The organism is Mycobacterium sp., from assembly GCF_049280035.1.
In the GTDB taxonomy this organism is placed as follows: Bacteria; Actinomycetota; Actinomycetes; order Mycobacteriales; family Mycobacteriaceae; genus Mycobacterium.
Genome location: NZ_JBAPPI010000160.1, coordinates 1 through 2,364, shown reverse-complemented (window position 1 = coordinate 2,364; position 2,364 = coordinate 1). Strand labels below are relative to the sequence as shown.

Here is a 2,364-nt window from a genome sequence, read left to right as displayed (position 1 = left end):
AGTCGCTGACCAACCGGATCACCGCGCTGGCCGCGCTGCTGAGCCAGCTCAGCGAGCTGGACTTGGAAACGCTGACCCAGGCGCTCGCACCGCTGGAGCGGCTTGCGGCCAGTGAGCCGGTCACCAGCGCGGCGTCCGCGCGGATCAACGGCGACCAGACGTCGTAAACCCTTGCTGCCCTTGGGTTGCTAGGGCGACCCGTCCCCCGCAAAAGCGGGTGGGGGTACCCCCAGCCGCGCAGCGGCGAGGGGGCGTGCCCCCACCTCACCGCTACCCCTATCGCTGTCGCCCGCGCGACTCACGATGCCGCCCGATCGGTGATGCGGTCCGACCAGAGCAGCCCGCCGCACACCAGCGTCACCCCGATCACCAGCAGCCAGCCGCCTGCATGACCGGCCAGCAAGAACGCCGCCGGGTCGGCGCCGATGAGTTGGCCGAACAGCACCGACAGCATCGGCAGGCCCGCCAGGATGGCCGCGGTGGCACGCGCACCGGCCATCGCCGACGTTACATGCCCGGAAAACCGTTGCCGCTCAGTAATATCGCGTTGAGCCGCGCGCATCAGGGTAGACATCGCCAGACCGTGTTCGGATGCCAGGTTCCAGCACACCGCGAGCCGATCCCATTGCGCCGGCAGCGCCGAGGTCTCAGCGACACTGCGCAATCCGGCGGTGACGTCGGCCCCCAAACGGGCGCGCGCGGCCACCGCACGGCATGAGTCCGCGACCGGGCCGGCCGTTTCGTCCGCCGCGACGGCGAACGCCTGCGCTGGATGGGCACCGACCCGCAGTTCGCCCACCAACACTTCGATCGCGGTTTCCAACTGCCGGCCCTCATCCATCCCCCGACGGCTACGGCGACGGCGGCGGTAGCGCAAGCCTCCGGTTGCGGCGAGCACCGCCGTCGCGAGAACCGTTGTCAGCGGCAGCAATACGGCACCGCCAGCCACAGCACACCCGGCACACCATCCGGCGACCCGCGGGGACAACCGGGTCCGGCTGCGGTCGGGGCGAGCAAGCCGTTGACGCGGCGACGCAGGCGATACCAGCAGAGCTGCCGCTAACGCGAGCGAAGCCACCGGTGCGGTCATCTGAGCGTCCGGCTCTGGATCAGCCGGCGCAATCCCGCGACCTCATCGGTCAGTCCGCGGTCGGCATGCCACGCCGTCACCGCGCTGACCCTTCCGTCGGTTTGACGCAGCACAGCGATTTCGTCGAGTCGCCGCTGGCCGGCGCGATCGCGGGCAACATGCATCAGCACCTGAACGGCTGCAGCCAGTTGACTGTGCAGCGCACCGCGATCCAGGCCGCCGAGAGCGCCCAACGCCTCCAAACGAGCTGGAACCTCGCCCGGATTGTTGGCATGCACTGTGCCCGCACCGCCGTCGTGACCGGTGTTCAGCGCCGCGAGCAAATCGACGACTTCGGCGCCCCGAACCTCTCCAACGACGATGCGGTCTGGCCGCATCCGCAGCGCTTGCCGGACGAGTTGGCGCACCGTAACTTCGCCGACACCTTCGACATTGGCGCAACGCGCGACCAGCCTGACCAGATGCGGATGCGGCGGCGCCAGCTCGGCGGCGTCCTCGACGCACACGATCCGCTCGTCCGGCGCCACTGCGTTCAGCATCGCCGACAGCAGCGTCGTCTTGCCGGCCCCGGTACCTCCGGACACCAAAAACGCCAACCTGGCGGCGATCACGTCAGCGAGCAGTGCGGCGGCCGTCGGCGCGATGGCGCCCGCCGCGATCAGCGCGGACAAATCTTGGGTAGCCGGTCGAAGCACCCGCAGCGACAGGCAGGTGCCGGCGACGGCGACCGGTGGCAGCACGGCATGCAGCCGGACCGCGAAGCCGCCGGCGCCCACCCCGGTCAGCTGACCGTCCACCCACGGTTGCGCGTCGTCGAGACGGCGACCTGCGACCAGCGCCAGTCGCTGCGCCAACCGCCGCACGGCGGCTTCGTCGGCGAACCGAATATCGGTGCGCCGCAATCCGTTTCCGTCATCGACCCACACCTCGTCCGGCGCGGTGACCAGCACGTCAGTGGTGCCGTCGGCGCACAACAGCGGCTCGAGGATCCCGGCGCCGGTCAGCTCGGTCTGCAGCACCCGCAGATTGCTCAGCAGCTCAGTGTCGCCGAGCACCCCACCGGACTCGGCTCGGATCGCGTCGGCCACCACTGTGGGACGCAGCGGTGCCGGTTCCGTCGCCAGCCGTTCACGCACCCGATCGATTAGCGAACCAGTCATGCCGCCCTGCTTTCCGTCTCGGCCACCGGGCGCGCCGGCAGCACGGCCAGCACCCGACGCGCCGCCACCGCCAGCGCGGAGCGGCGTCCTAGCCGCAGACCGCCGTGTTCGAGC

2 protein-coding genes are annotated in these 2,364 nt (G+C 70.4%); both read right to left on the bottom strand.

The genetic code is table 11. The features are described 5' to 3' along the window. Positions 1 to 298 precede the first annotated feature (298 nt). Positions 299 to 1,090 (bottom strand): type II secretion system F family protein, encoded by a 792-nt coding sequence (locus WAN71_RS05150; protein ID WP_422224297.1) that lies wholly within the window; start codon positions 1,088 to 1,090, stop codon positions 299 to 301. Beyond that, positions 1,087 to 2,250: a TadA family conjugal transfer-associated ATPase gene (locus tag WAN71_RS05145; protein WP_422224296.1), complete on the bottom strand. Its 1,164-nt coding sequence runs from the start codon at positions 2,248 to 2,250 to the stop codon at positions 1,087 to 1,089. The genes WAN71_RS05150 and WAN71_RS05145 overlap by 4 nt, the downstream gene beginning before the upstream one ends. Between the last annotated feature and the right edge of the window lie 114 nt (positions 2,251 to 2,364).